Source organism: Rhizobium sp. ZX09 (genome assembly GCF_017357485.1).
GTDB classification, from domain to species: domain Bacteria; phylum Pseudomonadota; class Alphaproteobacteria; order Rhizobiales; family Rhizobiaceae; genus Agrobacterium; species Agrobacterium pusense.
The window spans coordinates 2,966,900-2,986,553 of the sequence record NZ_CP031363.1; the positions used below are offsets into that span (position 1 = coordinate 2,966,900).

The window sequence follows — 19,654 nt, forward strand, 5'->3', positions numbered from 1 at the left end:
GTAGTCTCTCCTGCGGGTTGTTGCGCGTCATATATAGGCGCAGTCCCGGGCCGCAGCAAATAACCGAAAGGCTGAACTTAAAAGTCCAGATCGGCATAATGGGAGGAGGGGGCAAGACGCGGAATGCGCTCGCTGAGGAACGGCCGGAAGGACGGCCGCGATTTCACCCGCTGATACCATTCCTTGGCGATGGGCGCCTCGAGCCAGTTGATCTCGCCGAGATAATCCAGAACCGAAACCGCGGCTGCGGCGGCAAGATCGGCATAGCTCAGCCGATCACCCGCCAGCCATGTGCGCGAACCGGCCAGCCATTCCAGATACTTTATGTGCTGGCGGATATTGTTGCGGGCTGTGCGCAGCAATTTGGAATCCGGCGGGCCGCCGCCTTGCGCGGTCGTCATCTGCAATTTGTAAACACGCTCCCGTACCAGCGGCCGGGTCACGTCATTTTCCATCTTCTGCAGAAACCATTCCGTCAGGCGGCGAATTTCCGCCCGCTGAAACGGGTCTTCCGCCAGAAGACGCCTGTCACGCTTCAAAACCCCATGGGTTTCATCGAGAAATTCCGCAAGCACGTAAGGCCCGCTGAGGGAGCGCATATTGTCGTCGAGATAGACCGGCAAGGTGCCGGCCGGATTGAGCGCCAGAAACTCCCGCCGTCTTTCCCACGGTTGCTCCTCCACGAGATCGGTCTGGAACCCGTATTCCGCAAGGATCAGACGAACGAACCGGGATGCGGTCGACATCGGAGAGTGATAGAGAGTTGGCATCGGTACTCAATTTTTACGATTGGTTGTCATGATCGGCATCTGCCGGAAAACTTTTTCAGTTTCGCTTCATCAAGACGCTATAAGAGCTTGGCTACTTTAAAACAAGTTTAACGCAATTGCCGTCCATTGCCACTTCCCCCTGAAAAGAAGGATTCCCCATGGGTGACCAATCGATCATCAGCGCGCTTCTGCTGGGTATCATCGAGGGTCTGACGGAGTTCATTCCCGTTTCCTCAACGGCGCATGTGCTGCTGGCCGGGCACTTCCTCGGCTTCAAATCACCCGGCAACACCTTTGCGGTTCTCATCCAGCTCGGTGCGATACTTGCGATACTTCTTGTTTATTTTCAAAAGCTTGTATCGATAGCGCTCGCTCTGCCGACAAGCGCGAAAGCGCGACGCTTCGTGCTGGCCGTCGCTCTCGCCTTCCTGCCGGCGGCCATCATCGGCGCCTTGGCGCATGACTTCATCAAGACCGTGCTGTTTGAAACGCCCATGCTCATCTGCGTGGTGCTGATCATCGGCGGGGTCATTTTGCTTGCCGTCGACCGCATGCCGCTGAATCCGAAATATACCGACATCATGGATTATCCGCCGTCGCTTGCATTCAAGATCGGCCTCTTCCAGTGCCTCGCGATGATTCCCGGCACATCGCGTTCCGGTGCCACGATCGTCGGCTCGTTGCTGATGGGCACGGACAAGCGCTCCGCCGCCGAATTTTCGTTCTTCCTGGCGATGCCGACCATGCTCGGCGCGTTTACGCTCGATCTTTACAAGAACCGCGATGCCCTGAGTTTCGATGACGGCGCTCTGATCGCCGTCGGCTTCATCGCCGCTTTCGTCTCGGGTCTTTTTGTCGTTCGCTCGCTCCTGGATTTCGTCTCGCGACGGGGCTTCGCGCCCTTCGCCTGGTGGCGCATCGCCATCGGGTCTCTGGGACTTATCGCGCTTCTGGTCCTGGGCTGAGGCTTTAATTTATATGGACTGAAAAAGAAAAAGCGCCCCGGAAAACCGGCGGCGCTTTTTTTTTAAACTTCTAAAGGCTGGTCAGTTGGTGCTGATCGAAGCCGTCGCACAGGGGTCCACGCCATAAGCCGGAGCACAACCGCTCTTGCCCGCTGCAACCGTGCCCGGTGCCATGAATGAACCCGCCAGAACCACCAAAGCCGCACACGCAAAAAAGAGTGCGATAGATCTGCCCATTTTATGATTGCCTTTCAGACGTTCGTTCGCGCGGATCGTGCCGCCGTGTGTGAATTGAGGGTTCGGGATATGTTTGGAATGTGGCGAATATCAATAAAGCAGCTTGTTGAATACCGGGTTAATGCGAAGTCTTTTCCACAGTTGCGCTTGTGCCACGCTTGCCTGCGGAGACCTTTCCGCCGTTAACCTTTTCCAGCGGCTCGCCGCTCCGATATTGATGTCGTCTCCTTCCCGTTATCGAAGGAGAAATGCACCGAAAGCGGTTTGGTTGCGATGAAGAATGCACAAAAAAAGCGGGAACAAGTCCCGCCTTTCAAGTAGGTGCTGCATGGCGGCAGAACTCAGGCCGCCTTGCCCGCATTCGAGAACTGGCCGTGCGGGCGATATTGCACCATGTAGGACGGCAGAACAGACGCAACACGAACGGGCGTAATGCCGATGCCTTCCAGCGTCAGGCCGTTTTTTTCCGCCTCGGCGGAAACGACGTTGTCCTTTTTCAGCATGGTTACCTGATCGGATGTCAGCGGTGGCGTGATCAGCGGCACCATCGAAGCAACCTTGCCGATCATTGAGGCGACGCCGAAAGGCAGATTGACGAACGGACGTTCGCGATAGGTGGCGGCAAGAACGGCCTCAAGACAGTCGCGGAACGTCATCACATCCTGGCCGCCGAGCTCATAGATGGCGCCGGGTTTCAGCTTGCCGTCAACGCTACGGGCGACGGCCTCCGCGACATCCTCGACATAAACCGGCTGGAACCTGGTTTTTCCGCCACCGATCAACGGCAGGAAGGGCATGCCGCGGGCCATCTTCGCGAACTTGTTGAAGAAATCATCTTCCGGTCCGAAGATGATCGAAGGACGCAGGATAACCGCGGCGGGCAGAACGGAATGGATAGCAGCTTCGGCGCGGCCCTTGGTGCGGCCGTAACCCGTGGACGAACCGGCTTCCGCGCCGATGGCGGAAATATGCGTCAGCGTGGCGCCGGCATCGCGGGCGGCCTCGGCGATGGCTTTCGCGCCGAATTCCTGCACGGCGTCAAAGGTGTTGCGGCCACTTTCGGTCAGGATGCCGACGCAATTGACCACATGATCCGCATCTTCCACTGCTTTGACGATGGAATCGCGGTAACGCAGGTTGGCCTGCGCAAAGGAAATCTGGCCGACATTGCCAAGCGGCTGCAAAAAGCCGGCGAGATCGGGTCGGCGCACGGCGACACGAATGCGATAACCGCGCTTGGCGAGCAGTCTCACCACATGCCGCCCGACAAAACCCGAACCGCCGAATACGGTGACGAGGGGGGGAAGGTTGGCCAAGGTCATGGGAGGCTCCTCAGAAGCTGTCGATAAAGCGTTTTTCAGTCTCTTAGCCCAAAGCCGCGCGCACGGGAAGAGATGTTCTCGCCGGGAAGAGGCGGGTTTGGGACATAGGGTTGACGACCGTCAAATTCCCTCGACGATCACCATTTCCGCATCCGCGACTTCCTGGCGGATTTTGGCGGCTGCCTGGTATTCGGGGGAATTGTAGCAATCGATGGCGTGTTGCACCGAAGGAAACTCGATGACGACGTTGCGCGCCCGTGCCTTGCCCTCAAGCTCGGTCAAAGCACCGCCACGAGCGAGGAAATTCGCACCGAACCGCTCGAAGGCGGGTTTTGCCGTTGAGACGTAGTCCTTGTAACGCTGGCTGTCGCGAACATCGACGCGGGCGATCCAATATCCCTTCGCCATTTCATCTCCTCCTGTCGTCATTATTGATTGGCTGGAAAGCTGGCGCGCAGCATGTCATCGAGAATGGCGCGGGCCGCCGCTTTGGGATCTTCCGCCCTGACGATCGGTCGGGCGACGACCAGATGGCTCGAACCCGCCTTGATGGCGTCGTAGGGCGTCATCACCCGTTTCTGATCGCCGAGATCGGCGCCCGCGGGGCGAATGCCAGGGGTAACGACCGCAAGATCGGGGCCGAGGATTTCGCGCACGGCGGTCGATTCTTCCGCCGAGCAGACGATGCCGCCCACGCCCGCCTCGCGCGCCTGTTCCGCGCGGCGCAGCACCAGCGAACGGGCATCCGCGGCGTAACCGGCTTCGGCCAGATCGCTGTCATCCATCGACGTCAGCACCGTGACACCGAGCAGGCAGAGGCCGGAACCTTCCGCCGCCTTGACGGCAGCACGCATGGCTTTAGGATATGCATGCAGCGTCAGCATCGACATGCCCATCCGGGCGATGTTTTCGACACCGGAGGCGACGGTGTTGTCGATATCGAGCAGCTTCATGTCGAGGAAGACCTTCTTGCCGCTTTGGACAAGGTCGCGCGCGAATTCCAGACCGCCGGCGAAGACGAGCTGATAACCGATCTTGTAGAAAAGAACCTCGTCGCCGATTTTTGAAACGATGTCTTCGGCCTGCTGCACAGTCGGAACATCGAGCCCGACGATGAGTTTTTCGCGCGCGGTCATTGTCTTATCCCTGCCATGTTTCCATTGCCGTCCAGTCGCATGCGGGGGAGGCGGCTGCAAGTGAAAAGTCGGCGATGGAGAAGCGAAAGAGATTGCCGCCGCCGGGTGGCTGGTCCTCGCTGCGGCTGATGCGGCGGCCTTCTATATGGCATTTCAGAAGTGTGCCCACACCGCCATGGCCGACAAAGGCGATAGGCCGCTGTGTATCATGCCGGTCAAGAATAGCTCTGACGGCATTGACAATCCGCGCCTGCGCATCGATTGCCCGCTCCCAGCCGCGAAAACTTTCCTGCGGGTGAGCGAAGAACCAGTCCGCCGCCTTCTCGAATTCCGGTGGCGTCAGGAAACCGATGGAGGACCGGTCGTTTTCATGCATCTCCTCGACGATTTCTATCTCCGCTCCGGATGTCTCGGCAAGGATACGGGCGGTTTCAATCGCCTTCGTCTCGGCGCTGCAAACGATATGGCGCAATGCCAGCGCCCAAGGCAGGCGGCCTGCCTCTCGCGCCCGCTCGGCACCTCTTTCCGAAAGCCCCCATTGAGGAACGGGAACAGCCGGATCTATTCTGACCTGGGGGTGGGTAATGTAGAGAGCATGCACGGCAATCGGTCCCCAAAAGGCCATGGAAAGGGCATCGACACCCTAACGATGCGCTACGACCGGGAAATGACGGATTTTCTCGATCTGCCGGACGTCAGGCCCGAGTATAGGTCCACAGTTGCGCCGGCGGAATATTGCGCACGATGAAATCGAAATGACGAATGTGGTAAAGATGCGGCTGTGCGACGATCGGCGAGATCGGGCCATAGGATATCTGCACCACGGGGCGGCCATGCGGCACGCGCTTCAGCAATTCGTCGAGAAGCTTGATGCGGGCGGCCATCGGAAAATTCAGCATCGGCACGGCTGAAATGACACTGTCGAACATCTGATGCCCGTGTTCGCCGAGCGTCGCATCGAGATCGAAGGCATCCCCATTGACGAAGTTGACGCCGGGGTAGCTTTTGAGCAGCTGATTATAGAAATCGGTCGAATATTCGATGGCGGTCAAATTCTCCGGCTTGATGCCGCGCGCCAGGATGGCCTTGGTGATGACACCCGTGCCTGGGCCGAGTTCAAGAACCGGCAGGCCGGAATGGGGATTGATGACACTCGCCATCTTTTTCGCTGTGATGGCCGATGTCGGTACGATGGCGCCGACTTTTTTCGGCTGGCTGACCATGCCCTTGAAAAAGCGGATTTCTTCCTCGAATTTCTGTTCAAGGCGTTGCTTCAGGTTAAGTGCCATAATTCCCCTCAGATGCATTTGGTCATTGTCAAAAAACTGTTACGCAATGTTGATCCCATTTGGCGCAAAAACAAGGCAAAATGTCGTAACTGGGAAAATTCGCCTCCGGGTCCAAGGCGGCGATAATCGAATCAAAAACGCCGGCGGAGCGATCCACCGGCGTTTTGGCTAAAATGGAAAGAAATCAACGTACTCACACGCGCATCGGCATCAAAACATACAGGGCATCGTCGCCGGCGGTGTCACGAACCAGCGTCGGCGACCCTGCATCTGCCAGAAGGAAAATCGCGTCGTCACCGGAAAGCTGTGAGGTGATGTCGAGCAGATATTTCGCGTTGAAGCCGATTTCCATCGAATCATTGTCATAGCCGACGGCAACTTCTTCCGTCGCGCTGCCCGAATCGGGATTGTTGACGGTAAGAGTGAGCTGTCCATTGGTGAGGGCGAGTTTCACGGCGCGGCCACGTTCGGACGAAATGGTCGAAACGCGATCGACAGCCTGGGCGAAAGACTGGCAGTCGACCCGCATTTCCTTGTCGTTGCCGGTGGGAATCACGCGCTGGTAATCCGGGAAAGTCCCATCGATCAGCTTCGAGGTCAGAACGACCGAGCCGATGGTCAGGCGGATTTTCGCATCCGAGACTTCGACGGTGACTTCAAGCTCGGGGTTGTCCATCAGCTTCTGCAATTCACCGACAGTCTTGCGCGGAATAATGATGCCAGGCATGCCTTCGGAACCGGACGGCGCGTCCACATCGGCGCGTGCCAGACGGTGACCATCGGTTGCGACAGCGCGCAGCTTCAGCTCGCCATTGCTTTCGATGGTGTGGAAGAAAATGCCGTTCAGGTAATAACGTGTCTCTTCCGTTGAAATCGCGAATTGCGTGCGGTCGATCAACATCTTCAGATCGGTCGCCTTCAGCTTGAAGGTGTGGCTGAAGGTGCCGGCTGTCAGGTCAGGGAAATCCGCCTCGGGCAGGCATTGTAGCGAGAATTTCGAGCGGCCGGACGCAACGGTCATGGAGGAACCGTCCGGATTGGTCGCCAAAAGCACCTCGGAACCATCCGGCAGCTTGCGCACGATTTCATAAAGCAGGTGTGCCGGCACGGTGGTGGCGCCCGCCTGCTCCACCATGGCCGGCGTCGCTTCGGTGATTTCGAGATCGAGGTCGGTCGCCTTCATGTCAAGATTGGCGCCGGAAGCGCGCAGCAGAACGTTCGACAGGATCGGGATCGTGTTGCGACGCTCGACGACCCGGTGGACGTGGTTCAGCGATTTCAGAAGGTTCGACCGCTCAAGAGTAATACGCATGGACACTACCGCTTTCAACCGTTGCGAACCGGCCACCGCCGGATCGGCAAGAAGAGTCTTCACCGGCAAATGCCGGATAATGTGGACGGGCAAAATGGCAGAGTTATTGCGGAGAATGCAAGAGCCGAGTTCGTCTGCCGCGGGTCATTTTGCTGCTATACAACATGATCCACAGGCTGGCGCCGCCCGTTGCCCTTGTTCGCTGGTTTTCAATTGCCCATAAAGAGGAATAACTGGAGCGACCGGCCGGAAATGATCGGCAAGAATGATTGGAAGCCGTGTGACGGAAGAAACATCGAAGATTGACGCCAGGCAGGCGGTGAAGGAATTCAGGATCGGGGCTGCCACAATTCCCGCGCGTCCGCTGGAGTGCGCGCTTTATCTCGTCGCCACCCCCATCGGCAATCTGGGCGACATCACCATTCGCGCGCTGGAGACGCTGGCTTCTGCTGATGTTCTCGCCTGCGAGGATACCCGCGTCACACGCATCCTGCTCGAGCGTTACGGTATCCGTACCCGTCCGTTTGCGTATCACGAGCACAATTCGAACGAAGTGGGGCCAAAGCTCATCGCGGCGCTAGAAGCAGGAAAATCCGTGGCGCTGGTGTCTGATGCGGGAACGCCGCTTGTTTCCGATCCCGGTTATCGGCTTGGCCAGCTTGCACTCGAGGCCGGGCATCGCGTCGTGCCGGTGCCGGGCGCCTCGGCGCCGTTAGCCGCGCTGGTCGGTTCGGGCATGCCAAGTGACGCCTTCCTGTTTGCGGGTTTCCTGCCGGTAAAGGACCGCGGTAAGCGCGACCGTTTTGCCGAACTGGCGAAAATCCCCGCGACCCTCATTTTTTTTGAATCACCGCATCGCATCAGCGCTTCCATCAAGGTCGCATCGGAAGTGCTTGGCCGTGAGCGCCGCGCCGTGGTCTGCCGCGAGCTGACCAAGACGTTCGAGGAATTCCGCCGCGGCACGCTCGGTGAGCTTGCGGATTACTATGACGGTGACCGTGTGGTGAAGGGCGAGATCGTGCTTCTGGTGGAGCCGCCTTCCTATGACGAGATTCCCGATATCGAGGATGTCGAGAAGCTGCTGAAGGACCTGGTCGCCACCATGCCCGCCGCAAGGGCTGCAGGCGAAGCGGCGAAGCTGACGGGCCTGCCGCGCAAGGAGCTTTATCAAAGGCTGCTGGACATGAAGGAAGCGGATGGCCGCTAACTGGCGAAACGACAAAAGGCGAAAAGCCGAGCGGCGTGGTCATGCTGCGGAATATTGGGCGGCACTTTTTCTGCTGCTGAAGGGATATCGCATTCTCGCCATTCGTTATCGCACCCGGCTGGGGGAGATCGACCTTGTCGCCCGCAAGGCGGACGTCGTCGCGTTTGTGGAAGTCAAGGCCCGGCCGTCCGGTATCAGCGCGATCGATGCCGTCGGCTTTCATTCGCAGCAACGCATCCGGGCGGCTGCGGACCTGTGGCTGGCCCGCCACGGCGATGCCGGGCGGCTTTCACTGCGCTTCGATATCGTCGCCATTCTGCCGCGAGGTCTGCCGCAGCATTTTATCGATGCTTTTTGAAGGGGGAGACGATGTCCACCGAGCGTGAAAAAATGGCCGCGGGCGAATGGTACAGCTGCATGGATGGTGAGCTGGATATATTGCGCCGGCGCGCACGAGGGGCCGTCCACCAGCACAATACGATGCCGCCGGATGAGCGCGGGGCAATTGCACCGCTGCTGCGCGCGCTGTTTAATTCTGTCGGGGAAGGCGCGTTTCTCGAAGCGCCGTTTCATTGCGCTTACGGCTTTAATATCGCGCTGGGAAAAAATGTGTATCTCAACGCGGGCTGCACCATTCTCGATTCCGCTAAGGTAACGATAGGCGACGGCGCGATGCTGGGGCCTGCGGTGCAGATTTACTGTGCGGAACACCATCTCGACCCGGTGCCGCGTGCGCAAGGCATTGAAATCGCAAAACCCGTGACCATCGGTCGCGACGTCTGGATCGGCGGTGGAGCGATTCTGCTTGCGGGCGTGACAGTGGGTGACGGTGCGATTGTTGGTGCCGGTTCGGTCGTCACACGCGACGTCGCTGCAGGCGTGACGGTGGTCGGGAACCCGGCCCGGCCCCTGAAACGCATATCCGACTGAGATTTTCATCCACCGCTGTAATAAATCTGACATGGAACTGTCAAAGAGGCGTCATTGAACCCCTCTATTCGCATCCTCACCCCAATAAATGGTGGAGAGGATTTGATATGTTCAAGAAGATTTCCATGGCCGCTGTGGCTGTCAGCATCTCCGCGACCTCTTCCATGGCTGCGACCAACATCACCTGGTGGCATGGCATGGGCGGACGTAACGGCGAAGTCATCAACGAAGTCGCCCAGAAATTCAACGAAGCCCAGAAAGAATGCGCGCTGACGCCGGTTTCCAAGGGCTCCTATGAAGAAGCTCTCGCCAGCGGCATCGCAGCTTTCCGTTCGGGCGAACAGCCGAACATTCTTCAGGTTTTCGATGCAGGTGCTGCCACCATCATCAACGCCAAGGGCGCGGTGATTCCTGCCGAAGACCTGATCACCAAGGCCGGTTACAAGTTCGATCGGGACGCCTTTATCAACGGCGTGCGCTACTTCTACGCTGCCGCTGACGGCAAGTTCGTCGGCATGCCGTTCAATTCCTCCGCTCCCATCATGTACATCAACGACGAGGCCCTGAAGAAGGCTGGCGTCGAAGCTCCCAAGACCTGGGAAGACTTTGAAAAGGTCGCGCCGAAGCTGAAGGAAGCCGGCTATATTCCGCTCGTCCAGTCGCAGCTGACCTGGCAGTTCACGGAGAACTTCTTCTCGCGTAACAACATCCAGTTCGCCACGAACAACAATGGTTACGACAGCGTCACCGACACCAAGCTCAAGGTCACCGACCCGAACCTCGTCATGATGTTCGAGAAGCTGAAGGACTGGAAGGACAAGGGCCTGTTTGCCTATTACGGCGCCGGCTGGAACGACAACCAGAAGCCCTTCGAAGAAGGTAAGGTAGCACTCTGGATCGGTTCGTCGGGTTCCTTCGGCGGCCTTCAGAAGACGGCCACAATGCCATTCTCGGCAACTTTTCTCCCTTACTGGGGCTCCATCAAGGGCGCGGGTACCAACTCCTTCATCGGCGGCGCTGCCCTCTTTGCAATGTCGGGCAAGTCCGAAGCCGAAAACAAATGCGTGGCCGACTTCTTCCAGTTCCTGACCTCGCCGGAAATCCAGGTCTTCTATCACAAGGCAACCGGTTACGTCGCCATCACCAAGGCCGCTTATGAAAAGGCCAAGGCTGAAGGTTACTACAAGGAAAAGCCGGTCGCCGAAGTCGGCATCCAGCAGCTGTCACTGCAGGGTGGCGACTGGTCCAAGGGTTATCGCCTCGGCTTCTACCCGCAGATCCGCGCCGTGATGGAACGCGAATATAACCGCATCTTCTCCGGCGAAGTCACGCCGAAGGCTGCTTTCGAAATCATCGAGAAGGAAGGCAACGACCTTCTGGCCCGCTTCGCCAAGACGGCCGGCTGATCGATCTCTTCGAAACCGTTGATCTTGTCGAGCCTCCTTTCTGACGGAAGGGAGGCTCACTTCTGGATAAGGAGGCGCAAGCGTGGCCTATACATCGTCTCAACCGCGCCGGTTTTTCTCCGGTCGGTCCGCAAAGGCTGGAAAACCCGCCAAACCCGCAGAAGCCGGCATGAAGCGCGTGCAGTTCTCCTCGTCCTTTGTGCCCTATCTGTTTCTGGCGCCGCAGCTTGCGGTGATTTTCATCTTCTTCTATTGGCCATCCGTTCAGGCCATCCATTCGTCTTTCTATATCGAAGACCCGTTCGGGTTCGGCGCTTCCTTCGTTGGACTCGCCAATTATTCGGATGCGATCTTCAGCCCCGAATATCTCAGCATCGCCAAATTCACGGTGGTCTTCACCGTGCTCGTCACCTTCTTTTCGCTGGCGCTCGGCCTGCTGCTCGCCTTCAAGGCGGATGCGGTCATTCGCGGCAGTTCGACATACAAGACGCTGCTGATTTCCGTTTACGCCATTGCGCCGCCGGTCGCCGGCCTTATCGGCATGATGTTTTTCGACCAGCATATCGGCCCCTTCGTGAAGATGGCCGCGTTTCTCGGTTGGGACATGAAGGTCGGCCTCAATTATTTCGATACGGCCTTTGCCATGATCGTTGTCGCGGTCTGGAAGCAGATTCCTTACAACTTCATCTTCTTCCTCTCCGGTCTCCAGGGCGTTCCGGTCTCCGTGCGGGAAGCCGCGTCCATCGATTGCCGTTCGGGCTTCCGCCGGTTCTGGACCGTCATCATGCCGCTCCTGGCGCCCACGGCCTTCTTCCTGCTCATCATCAACATCACCTATTCGTTGTTCGATACGTTCGGTGTCATCGACGTGATGGTGAAAGACAAGGCCGCCAACAACCCGATCACGCTGGTCTACAAGGTGTTCCTCGACGGTTTCCGCGGCAATGACATCGGCGGTTCCTCGGCCCAGTCCGTCATCCTCATGCTGGTCGTTTTCGTCCTCACCATCATCCAGTTCCGCTTCATCGAGAAGCGCATCCATTACAATTGAGGGAAAAGACGATGTACAAGACCAAACCCCTCGATCATCTGGTGCTGATCATTGGCGCATTGTTTCTGATCCTGCCTGTTGTCGTGGCCTTCATGACGTCCACCCACACGGCGGCTGAAATTCACCGCAGCGGCCTTGCGATCATTCCCGGCGACAATTTCATCGAAACCTATGAGAAGGTCCTTACCCAGAAGGGTGGTTTCACCGGACAGGTTACAGGCCTGAACATGGTGTTGAATTCGCTGATCCTCGGCATCGGCTTTGCCGTCGGCAAAATCGTCCTGTCGATGACGGCGGCCTATGCGATCGTCTATTTCCGCTTCCGTTTTGCGACGCTCGCCTTCTGGATCATTTTCACCACGCTGCTTCTGCCGCTCGAAGTGCGCATCATGCCGTCCTACGAGGTAATGAGCAAACTGGGACTGTTGAACTCCTATACCGGTCTGATCGTGCCGCTTCTCGCTTCGGCGACGGGCACCTTCTATTTCCGGCAGTTCTTCAAATCCGTGCCTGAGGAGCTGCTGGAGGCTGCCCGTATCGATGGTGCGGGGCCAGTGAAATTTTTCGTCGACGTTCTCATTCCGCTGTCGCGCACCATGATGGCGGCGATCTTCATCATCATGTTCGTCTATGGCTGGAATCAGTATCTCTGGCCCATGCTGATGACGACGGATGAGAGTTTCTTCACCCTGATGCGTGGCATCAAGTCGATCCTGCAGGTCTGGGTCGGTTCGCAAATCCCCGATTACAACGAAGCTTTCGCGCTCGCCGTGCTGGCCATGCTGCCACCCGTACTGATCGTCGTGATTTTCCAGCGCTGGTTCATCAAGGGCCTGACCGAAAGCGATAAATAAGGAGACCGAAATGGCCGCGATAGAAATCAGTCAGGTCTGCAAGGATTATCATGGCGGCGTGCGCGCCGTGCATCACGTCGATATCGACATCAAGGACGGCGAGTTCATCGTTCTCGTCGGTCCCTCCGGCTGCGGCAAGTCCACGCTTTTGCGTATGGTCGCCGGGCTTGAGGATATTTCAGAAGGCACGGTGAAGATCGGCGACCGGGTGGTCAACCAGACCGATCCGGCCGACCGCGATATCGCCATGGTCTTCCAGAACTACGCGCTTTACCCGCATATGTCGGTACGCGAGAACCTGGAGTACGGGCTGAAGAACCGCAGGACACCCAAGGCGGAAATTGACGCCCGTGTGGCTGAAGCGGCGCGTATGCTGCAACTCGAACCCTATCTGGACCGCAAGCCACGCGCCCTTTCCGGTGGTCAGCGTCAGCGCGTCGCCATGGGGCGTGCGATCGTTCGCAAGCCTGCTGCCTTCCTGTTCGACGAACCCCTGTCCAATCTCGATGCCAAGTTGCGTGTTTCCATGCGCGGCGAAATCAAGCGGCTGCAAAAACGTCTCGGCACGACATCGATCTACGTTACCCATGACCAGTTGGAAGCCATGACGCTGGCCGACCGTCTCGTCGTACTGAATGGCGGCCGTATCGAGCAGATCGGTGCGCCGCTGGATGTCTATCACACGCCTGCCTCAACCTTCGTCGCAAGTTTCATCGGCTCTCCGGCCATGAATCTTCTCAGCGCCGAATTGCACGGCGATAGCCTTGCCATCGGGCCGTCGCTGTTTGCGCTCAATGGCTTCGCCCCCACGTCCGGCCCGGTGACTGTTGGAATGCGGGCGGAAGATTTTCGTCTCGCTGCTGCTGACGCCCAGGGTTTCGCACTTCGCGTGGATTATATTGAGGAGCTGGGTTCGCAACGCCTTATACACGGCATGATCGGCGATCAGAGCCTGACCGTGGCCTTTCCGCCTGACGTCGAGGTTCCGTCCGCGCTTTCGGTGACGATTGCTCCGGAAAAACTGCACTTCTTCGCCAGCGAAACTGGCAAGCGTATCGCCAGCAGAGCGGAACAGACGGTGGCGCAGGACGCTCAACTGGCGACGGCCTGAGTGCGTCACCTGAAATCGGCGCGATGACTAAAATTGCGCCGATTGTCAAAACTGGTTTGTTACGATCCCGATGATAAAAGGCCTCCAATATTTCACGGGGGTTTTCTCATATGTCGTTCAAAATGATGTTCGCGGCGGCCGCAACCATGGCTATCCGTACGGTGCCGATATTGCCGGCCTATCTGCGTCGGAAAAAAGACGACGCGGTGGTCAGCGCATCCTGCACCGATCTGCGGCTTCAGCCGGCGCCCATCAATGCTGAATGGATCATTGCCGGCAACCCGCAGGCACGTGCTGCGGATCATTCCCGAAGCGGCGACCGTGCCTCAAGCACTGCCATGTGGGATTGCACTGCAGGCGAATTCCGCTGGTTCTTCGGTTGGGATGAGACCGTCTATATTTTGGAAGGCGAGGTGCATGTGACGGCCGAGGACGGCTCGGTCAGCATCCTGCGGGTCGGTGACGTCGCTTATTTCAGGGCCGGAACATGGGCCACCTGGCGTGTTGATCATTATGTGCGCAAGGTTGCCTTCATGCGTCGTCCGTTCCCCACGGCGCTGGCATTTGCCTATCGCGTCAAGAACAAGCTGTTCGCCGGTCGCTCCTACAAGCTGGCAGCCTGAGCTGTCGCCCATGCCGTTGGCGGGCGCGGGTGTGCCTTCGCCGTGGGAATTATGAAGGTTCAATAAAACTCACAGAAACCACGGCTCGCAGCAGTTGCGTTTGAATGGTCGCTGCCCTACATCTTTCAAGTTTTCTGAAGCATTTCCGGGTCTCTTCCGGTCCTGCCGGAACGCTTGAAAGATGAGACACGGCATGGCGGATCGCAGGCGTCCGTATGCTGCGAGAGGAACATGCGCATGGCGAAGATCAAGAACGTCGCGATCCAGATGGATCATGTCTCCGGCATCAACATCGGCGGTGATTCCACCTTCGCCATGAGCCTTGAAGCGCAGGCGCGCGGATATCGGCTGTTCCATTACACGCCCGACCGCCTTTCCATGCGCGACGGCAAGATTTACGCGACCGTCGAGCAGATGGAACTGCGCGACATCAAGGGTGACCATTTCTCGCTTTCCGAACCGGAGCGCGTTGATCTTTCCACGATGGATGTCATCCATCTGCGTCAGGATCCACCATTCGACATGGCCTATATTACCTCCACCCATCTGCTGGAGCGCATTCATCCGAAGACCCTGGTGGTCAATGATCCCGCCTGGGTGCGCAATTCGCCGGAGAAGATCTTCGTCACTGAATTCGCGGATCTCATGCCGAAGACGCTGATCACGAAGGATGTCGCGGAAATCGCGCGCTTCCGTAACGAAATGGGCGATATCATTCTCAAGCCGCTTTATGGCAATGGCGGTGCGGGCGTCTTCCATTCAGCGCGGGACGACCGCAATTTCTCCTCGCTGCTGGAAATGTTCGGTCAGATGTTCCGCGAACCTTACATTGCTCAGGAATATCTGCCCGACGTCCGCAAGGGCGATAAACGCATCCTGCTGGTGGATGGAGAGCCGGTGGGTGCGATCAACCGCGTTCCAGCGGAAAACGATGCCCGTTCCAACATGCACGCTGGCGGCCGCCCTGAGCCTACGGAACTGACCGCGCGCGAAAAGGAAATCTGCCGCCGTATCGGCCCCGCCCTGCGCGAGCGTGGTTTCCTGTTCGTTGGAATTGATGTCATTGGCGATTACCTCACCGAAATCAACGTCACCTCGCCGACCGGCATTCGAGAGGTGCGGAAATTCGGCGGCGCCGATGTGGCGAGCCTGCTGTGGGACGCCATCGAGAAAAAGCGCGAAGCTCAGGATTTTTGATAAGACATAAATCGCTCTCGGTTTGTTCCGGCTATACAACTCGATACAACTAAAATACAGCGGATGCGATAAATTGTTCGCTGGATGTTCTTGTTTTATTCTTTGAGCTGTGGCACGTTGCTTGGCAATGGTCGTGGATGGGGCATAAGGCTCTGAAAGCGCGGCGGTTTGCGGGGGCAGGCCATGGTGGCACGGGTCAATACGGTGGCATTTCAGGGCATAGAGGGTGTGCCTGTCGAGGTGCAGGTCATGGTCGCACCGGGAAGGGTCGGCATCCAGATTGTCGGTCTGCCGGATAAAGCCGTCGCCGAAAGCCGGGAGCGCGTGCAGGCGGCATTACATGCCTCAGGCTTGGCGCTGCCGGCAAAGAAGGTCACGGTCAATCTTGCCCCTGCCGATCTGCCGAAGGAAGGATCGCATTTCGATCTTCCCATTGCCCTTGGCCTCATGGCCGCCCTGGGAGCCATACCGGCCGACGCGCTGGGGCGTTACGTGGTCCTTGGCGAACTCAATCTCGATGGTACTATCGGCTTGGTTGCGGGCGCGCTTCCGGCAGCGATCGGGGCCAATGCGCTTGGCAAGGGACTGATTTGCCCGGCTGACAGCGGCCCGGAGGCGGCATGGGCCGGAGCCGGGATCGATATTCTCGCCCCGCGCAGCCTGATTGCGCTCGCTAATCACTTTCGTGGCACGCAGATCCTCTCGCGCCCGACGCCCGCCATTCGCGCCAATCCGGTCAATCTGCCTGATTTAGCTGACATAAAGGGGCAGGAGAGCGCCCGGCGGGCGCTGGAGGTGGCAGCCGCCGGCGGCCATAATCTGCTGATGGTCGGCCCGCCCGGCTCGGGAAAATCCATGCTCGCCGCCCGCTTGCCTTCGATCCTGCCGCCGCTGGAGGCGGCAGAACTGCTGGAAGTGTCCATGGTCCATTCCATTGCCGGCCAATTGTCGGGTGGCAAGCTTTCGGATCGCAGGCCCTTCCGCACGCCGCATCATTCCGCCACCATGGCGGCCCTGATCGGCGGCGGGCTGCGGGCCAAACCGGGCGAGGCTTCGCTTGCTCACCATGGCGTTCTTTTTCTGGATGAGTTCCCGGAATTTTCGCCGCAGGTGCTGGATGCACTGCGTCAGCCGCTCGAAACCGGCGAATGCATTATTGCGCGGGCCAATCACCGTGTCAGCTATCCCGCGCAAATCCAGCTTGTCGCGGCAATGAATCCCTGCCGTTGCGGTATGGCGGGAGAGCCGGGTTTTACCTGTGCCAGAGGCCCACGTTGTGTGGCAGACTATCAGGCTCGCATTTCCGGCCCGCTGCTCGATCGCATCGACATCCGTATCGACGTTCCCGCCGTTTCCGCCGCCGATCTCATGCGGCCCGTGACGGCCGAACCGAGCGCCGTGGTCGCGGCGCGCGTCGCCCAAGCGCGCCTTGCCCAGCAGGAACGTTATGCGGCAGCGGGCTTCCCTGCCATCCGTACCAACGCCCGCTGCACGACAGCAATGATCGAAAAATACGCCGAACCGGACCAGTCCGGGCTGCAATTGCTGCGTGATGCGGCGGAGCGCATGAAGTTTTCCGCGCGCGGTTACCATCGCATTCTTAAGGTGGCCCGCACCCTGGCGGATCTGGATGGCAGGCAAAAGGTTGGGCGTATCCATATTGCCGAAGCAGTGTCCTATCGTATCGCCGGCGAAAGGCTAACCGCCGCGGCGTAAAACCAGCTACGGGCACTTTGTCTGGGAAGGACGCTTATGCCTGCCGGTCAATCAGGTGGTTCCGGGAATGACGGGTAAAATGCTGTTTGGACAGTTCGGTAGGTGATGGGCCGCATGAGGGGGCCTTGAAACAGAAAGGCCGCCGGCAAACCGGCGGCACGTCAAATATTCGCTCTTCCGCAACCGGGTGCCGAGAAGGGGCTAGAGCCCAAGCCCTTCGAAAAGTGCTGTCGAAAGATAACGTTCCGCGAAGGAGGGAATGATGATGACAATGTTCTTGCCGGCATTTTCCTCACGCGCACCGACCTTGATTGCCGCCGCCAGCGCCGCACCCGAGGAGATGCCAACAGGCACGCCTTCCAGCCTCGCCGCCAGACGTGCGGTTTCGAAAGCCTCATCATTGGTGACGGTGACGATCTCGTCATAAATGCCGGTGTCGAGAATGGCGGGGGCAAAACCGGCGCCGATGCCCTGAATTTTGTGGGGGCCGGGGTTGCCACCGGAAAGAACGGGGCTGTCGGCGGGCTCCACCGCAATCACCTTCACCTCGGGCTTGCGGGATTTCAGAACCTGACCCGTGCCGGTGATCGTGCCGCCGGTGCCGATACCCGAGACCAGAATATCAACCGTGCCTTCGGTGTCGTTCCAGATTTCTTCAGCCGTCGTCTTGCGGTGGATCTCGGGATTGGCGGGGTTTTCAAACTGCTGCGGAATGATGGCGTCAGGCAGGGTTTCTGCCAGTTCCTGCGCCTTGGCGATGGCGCCCTTCATGCCCTTCGGGCCTTCGGTCAGCACCAACTCCGCGCCTAGGAGAGCCAGCATTTTCCGACGCTCGACCGACATGGTTTCAGGCATGGTCAGGATCAGCTTGTAGCCTTTCGCGGCGGCAGCGAAGGCGAGCGCAATCCCCGTATTACCGGAGGTCGGTTCCACCAGCGTCGTCTTTCCGGGCGTAATCTTGCCCTGGGCTTCCAGAGCTTCAATCATGGCGACGCCGATGCGGTCCTTCACCGAAGCGATGGGATTGAAAAATTCGAGCTTGGCAAGAAGATTGGCCTTCACGCCTTTTTCCTTCGCCAGCTTGTCGAGCCGCACGATCGGTGTATCGCCGATTGTTTCCGTAATCGAGGAATAGACGCGTCCGCGTCCGGGCTTTCTGGCTTCCGGCATGATGCTCTCCTGTGTAAAGACCGCAAGATTTGAGCGGCAGAATAGGAGCAATAATCTCCGCAAGCTAGCGAACGTTCGTCCTAATATCCGTGAATTGCGGGAATAATTTCACGCCAGATCGCGGAAATGCACGAATTTGTTTTACGTGCTGCGGATGGCGATCATCGTCGCGGTTCCGGCCAGAATACCCGCCGCGGTGCGGTTGAGAATTGTCAGGGCGCTCGGTCTTTTCAGGAGGTTGCGCGCTTTGGCCGCAAGCAGGATGTAAGGCAGGAGAACCGCCATCAGCACGACAAAGGTGATGGCAAGAAGCGTCGCATATTCCGAAGGGCCGATCATGCGGATGTCGATCAGCGTCGGCACCAGCGCCACATAAAAAAGCATGGTTTTGGGATTGCCGAGGGTGATCAGCAGGCCGGACAGGAAGGACATGGACATGCTGGTGCTCTTCTTCGCCTTCAGGTCCTGCGGCAAGAGACCGGCGGTCCAGAGCTTCCAGGCGATATAGAGAAGATAGGCCGCACCTGCAAATTTCAGGACCATGAAGGCCTCCTGAAAGGTCTGCGCGACGAAGGCCAGCCCCAGGATCACAGCGGTCAGATAGATCATGTCGCCAAGCACCAGCCCGAGACCCATGAAAAAGGTTTCCCGAAAGCCCGAACCCAGCGCCCGCGCCACGATTGCCGTCATGCCGGGGCCGGGAATGGCGGCAGCGATGAAGAGGGCGGTGGCATAAGCGAATAGGGTGGTCAGCGTCATGATCGTGTTTCCCTGAAAATCCGCCAGATCCATAGCGAAAATGCCGGGCAAAGACAATCAGTCCGCTCCTCTCCAGCGGTGTCGCTAAACGCCGGTAGAGCCGAAACCGCCGACGCCCCGTGCCGTCTGCGAAGTCTCCATCACTTCGACAACAGTCACCTGCGTCACGGGCGCGACGACCATCTGTGCAATGCGCATGCCACGCTCGATGACGAAGTCGTCCTGACCGAGATTGGCGAGGATGACTTTCACCTCACCGCGATAATCGCTGTCCACCGTGCCCGGGGAATTGAGGCAGGTGATGCCGTTCTTGATGGCAAGGCCGGAGCGGGGGCGGATTTGCGCCTCATATCCGGCGGGAACTTCGAACACGAAGCCGGTCGGCACCAGCGCCCGTTCACCGGGTTTCAGGGTCAACGGCTCACCCACGGACACAGCTGCACGCAGGTCCATGCCGGCGGCGCCACCGGTCTCGTAAGAGGGGAGTTCAAGGCCTGCGCCGTGGGCGAGGCGGGCGAGACGAAGAGGAGGCAGATTGTTGTTTTGAACGGTCATGCGGCATTAGTTTGCCGAGATCGCGGCAAGGTCAATTGCAAAAC

The 19,654-nt window shown here is 58.6% G+C and carries 21 protein-coding genes; 11 read left to right on the forward strand and 10 right to left on the reverse strand.

Features of this window, described 5'->3' with window-relative positions; translation table 11 throughout:
- Positions 1 to 77 precede the first annotated feature (77 nt).
- Positions 78 to 770 carry a glutathione S-transferase family protein gene (locus BTN45_RS14500; RefSeq protein ID WP_006699702.1) on the reverse strand — a complete coding sequence of 231 codons (693 nt, stop codon included), beginning with the start codon at positions 768 to 770 and terminating at the stop codon, positions 78 to 80.
- 158 nt (positions 771 to 928) lie between these two features.
- Between BTN45_RS14500 and BTN45_RS14505 the strand changes: the two genes are divergently transcribed.
- Positions 929 to 1,735, forward strand: a complete 807-nt coding sequence (locus tag BTN45_RS14505; protein WP_037089424.1) for an undecaprenyl-diphosphate phosphatase — start codon at positions 929 to 931, stop codon at positions 1,733 to 1,735.
- Positions 1,736 to 2,313: 578 nt separating this feature from the next.
- Here the strand turns inward: BTN45_RS14505 and BTN45_RS14510 are convergent.
- From BTN45_RS14510 to dnaN, 6 genes are all read right to left on the reverse strand, one after another.
- Positions 2,314 to 3,294, reverse strand: a complete 981-nt coding sequence (locus BTN45_RS14510; protein WP_035206671.1) for a complex I NDUFA9 subunit family protein — start codon at positions 3,292 to 3,294, stop codon at positions 2,314 to 2,316.
- A 120-nt stretch (positions 3,295 to 3,414) separates the two neighbouring features.
- Entirely contained in the window at positions 3,415 to 3,702 is a 288-nt protein-coding gene (locus tag BTN45_RS14515; RefSeq protein ID WP_207588422.1) for a DUF1330 domain-containing protein, read from the reverse strand.
- Between the two features lie 20 nt (positions 3,703 to 3,722).
- On the reverse strand, positions 3,723 to 4,430 hold the full coding sequence (pyrF, locus tag BTN45_RS14520) for an orotidine-5'-phosphate decarboxylase (protein ID WP_207588425.1): 708 nt from the start codon (positions 4,428 to 4,430) through the stop codon (positions 3,723 to 3,725).
- 4 nt (positions 4,431 to 4,434) lie between these two features.
- Entirely contained in the window at positions 4,435 to 5,031 is a 597-nt protein-coding gene (locus BTN45_RS14525) for a histidine phosphatase family protein (RefSeq protein ID WP_207589755.1), read from the reverse strand.
- A 94-nt stretch (positions 5,032 to 5,125) separates the two neighbouring features.
- A complete protein-coding gene (gene pmtA / locus BTN45_RS14530; RefSeq protein ID WP_006699699.1) occupies positions 5,126 to 5,719 on the reverse strand; it encodes a phospholipid N-methyltransferase PmtA in 594 nt (197 codons plus the stop codon).
- A 193-nt stretch (positions 5,720 to 5,912) separates the two neighbouring features.
- Complete coding sequence (dnaN, locus tag BTN45_RS14535; RefSeq protein WP_006699698.1) at positions 5,913 to 7,031, reverse strand: DNA polymerase III subunit beta; 1,119 nt, start codon at positions 7,029 to 7,031, stop codon at positions 5,913 to 5,915.
- A 265-nt stretch (positions 7,032 to 7,296) separates the two neighbouring features.
- Here dnaN and rsmI point away from each other — a divergent pair, with 265 nt between their 5' ends.
- From rsmI to BTN45_RS14585, 10 genes are all read left to right on the forward strand, one after another.
- Entirely contained in the window at positions 7,297 to 8,238 is a 942-nt protein-coding gene (gene rsmI / locus BTN45_RS14540; protein WP_072493860.1) for a 16S rRNA (cytidine(1402)-2'-O)-methyltransferase, read from the forward strand.
- Positions 8,228 to 8,596 carry a YraN family protein gene (locus BTN45_RS14545; RefSeq protein ID WP_004439484.1) on the forward strand — a complete coding sequence of 123 codons (369 nt, stop codon included), beginning with the start codon at positions 8,228 to 8,230 and terminating at the stop codon, positions 8,594 to 8,596. The genes rsmI and BTN45_RS14545 overlap by 11 nt, the downstream gene beginning before the upstream one ends.
- 11 nt (positions 8,597 to 8,607) lie before the next feature.
- Positions 8,608 to 9,168: a sugar O-acetyltransferase gene (locus BTN45_RS14550; protein WP_207588427.1), complete on the forward strand. Its 561-nt coding sequence runs from the start codon at positions 8,608 to 8,610 to the stop codon at positions 9,166 to 9,168.
- Between the two features lie 107 nt (positions 9,169 to 9,275).
- Positions 9,276 to 10,574 (forward strand): extracellular solute-binding protein, encoded by a 1,299-nt coding sequence (locus BTN45_RS14555; protein ID WP_022555483.1) that lies wholly within the window; start codon positions 9,276 to 9,278, stop codon positions 10,572 to 10,574.
- Positions 10,575 to 10,656: 82 nt separating this feature from the next.
- Entirely contained in the window at positions 10,657 to 11,625 is a 969-nt protein-coding gene (locus BTN45_RS14560) for an ABC transporter permease subunit (RefSeq protein ID WP_207588428.1), read from the forward strand.
- A gap of 11 nt (positions 11,626 to 11,636) precedes the next feature.
- Positions 11,637 to 12,479 (forward strand): sn-glycerol-3-phosphate ABC transporter permease UgpE, encoded by an 843-nt coding sequence (gene ugpE, locus BTN45_RS14565; protein ID WP_004439496.1) that lies wholly within the window; start codon positions 11,637 to 11,639, stop codon positions 12,477 to 12,479.
- 10 nt (positions 12,480 to 12,489) lie between these two features.
- Positions 12,490 to 13,590 carry a sn-glycerol-3-phosphate import ATP-binding protein UgpC gene (locus BTN45_RS14570; protein WP_022555486.1) on the forward strand — a complete coding sequence of 367 codons (1,101 nt, stop codon included), beginning with the start codon at positions 12,490 to 12,492 and terminating at the stop codon, positions 13,588 to 13,590.
- A gap of 110 nt (positions 13,591 to 13,700) precedes the next feature.
- Positions 13,701 to 14,213: a cupin domain-containing protein gene (locus tag BTN45_RS14575; RefSeq protein WP_006699693.1), complete on the forward strand. Its 513-nt coding sequence runs from the start codon at positions 13,701 to 13,703 to the stop codon at positions 14,211 to 14,213.
- 237 nt (positions 14,214 to 14,450) lie between these two features.
- Complete coding sequence (gene gshB, locus BTN45_RS14580; RefSeq protein ID WP_107339921.1) at positions 14,451 to 15,410, forward strand: glutathione synthase; 960 nt, start codon at positions 14,451 to 14,453, stop codon at positions 15,408 to 15,410.
- A gap of 183 nt (positions 15,411 to 15,593) precedes the next feature.
- Positions 15,594 to 17,126 (forward strand): YifB family Mg chelatase-like AAA ATPase, encoded by a 1,533-nt coding sequence (locus tag BTN45_RS14585; RefSeq protein ID WP_207588429.1) that lies wholly within the window; start codon positions 15,594 to 15,596, stop codon positions 17,124 to 17,126.
- Positions 17,127 to 17,327: 201 nt separating this feature from the next.
- On the opposite strand, the gene cysK is transcribed toward BTN45_RS14585, so the two are convergent.
- The 3 genes from cysK to dut all read right to left on the reverse strand — a co-directional run bounded on the left by cysK (position 17,328) and on the right by dut (position 19,610).
- Positions 17,328 to 18,296 (reverse strand): cysteine synthase A, encoded by a 969-nt coding sequence (cysK, locus tag BTN45_RS14590; protein ID WP_006699690.1) that lies wholly within the window; start codon positions 18,294 to 18,296, stop codon positions 17,328 to 17,330.
- A gap of 141 nt (positions 18,297 to 18,437) precedes the next feature.
- A complete protein-coding gene (locus tag BTN45_RS14595) occupies positions 18,438 to 19,055 on the reverse strand; it encodes a LysE family translocator (RefSeq protein ID WP_006699689.1) in 618 nt (205 codons plus the stop codon).
- An 84-nt stretch (positions 19,056 to 19,139) separates the two neighbouring features.
- Positions 19,140 to 19,610: a dUTP diphosphatase gene (gene dut / locus BTN45_RS14600; RefSeq protein ID WP_035206679.1), complete on the reverse strand. Its 471-nt coding sequence runs from the start codon at positions 19,608 to 19,610 to the stop codon at positions 19,140 to 19,142.
- Positions 19,611 to 19,654 lie beyond the last annotated feature (44 nt).